Annotated in this window: 1 protein-coding gene; it reads right to left on the reverse strand. The window is 41.7% G+C overall.

Going from position 1 to position 1172, the window contains the following annotated elements; translation table 11 throughout:
* Positions 1 to 741 (reverse strand): sodium/glutamate symporter (locus tag R7P67_RS25495; protein ID WP_318086409.1); only part of this gene is annotated, 741 nt, incomplete at its 3' end.
* Positions 742 to 1172: the final 431 nt, after the last annotated feature.

The raw sequence follows: 1172 nt of genomic DNA on the forward strand, positions 1-1172 counted from the left end.
GCTGCTCACCCAGTTTTCTAGATAACCCGCCCCTGTCACACACAACAAAATAATCGACAAGCTTTCGACCACTTTCTTTGCAGTAACTCGGTCTTCTTCGTGCTCGTTATAAGTCACGAGTTCAGGAAAACGTTGGTGACTTTGATTTGTACGGCCGTATTCCGATTCTAGGTTGTTTTTGTCTATCAAACGCTGTGCCACTGGGCTGCCGATGATGCCGCCAATCACCAAGCCAAACGTCGCAGATGCCATCGCAACCTCAAGTACGTTATGTAGCCCGTACATATCTTGGAAAGTCTGCGACCAAGCTGCGCCTGTTCCATGACCACCAGAAAGCGTAATAGAACCCGCAATTAACCCCATTAGCGGATCTAAGCCCAATGCGGTCGCCAAAGACACACCAACGGCGTTTTGAATAAGAATGTACGCTGATGCCACCGCGAGAAAGATAAACACCTTCGCACCACCTTTGATCAGCTGGGTGTAGTTTGCCGCTAATCCAACGGTGGCAAAAAACATCAACATAAAGGTATTTTGCAGTGGTAAATCGAAGGATAAATCAACGCCATTAAAGTGCATTGCGGTAATCACACAGGCGATGACTAACCCACCAACAATCGGTTCTGGGATATTAAATTTTTTTAAAATTGGAAGTTTGGTGTTGATAAATTGCCCTAGGAACAACACACAAATAGCGACGAGAAACGACTCCTGTGGGCCGATTGAAATAACATGATTCATAAAACCTCTTTTTTCCTTTTTCTCATCCGCTGAGTAATGCTTCAACGAGAGATAGGTAACGAATCCAATCAGGTTGCCTATTGAGTCCTTATTTTTCTAGGGTGAATTCCACTTTAATTCTCACTAAATAAGAATGTTTTAATTTTAATATTCAATAAATTCTCACTCAGTGATAAACACAAGTTTTGTCGTAAGTTTCTCACGCTCTGAAGTACCTCTAATTGCGGATTCTCAACTTATGAGAAGTGGTTGTTTTTGTATCAATTTGAAATAGAAAAAACGCATCCGATTGCGTGCAAATATTCGGTGCAACGTGTCGAAAACGGACGCCATAAACACGCTGTTGTGTGAGAGCAAAAAGATTAATTCTTTCTATTTCTCAAACTCAGTGTTATACATATATATAACACCAATTCAGCCATAGGATGTTT

The sequence above is a fragment of the Vibrio sp. Vb0937 genome (assembly GCF_033338855.1).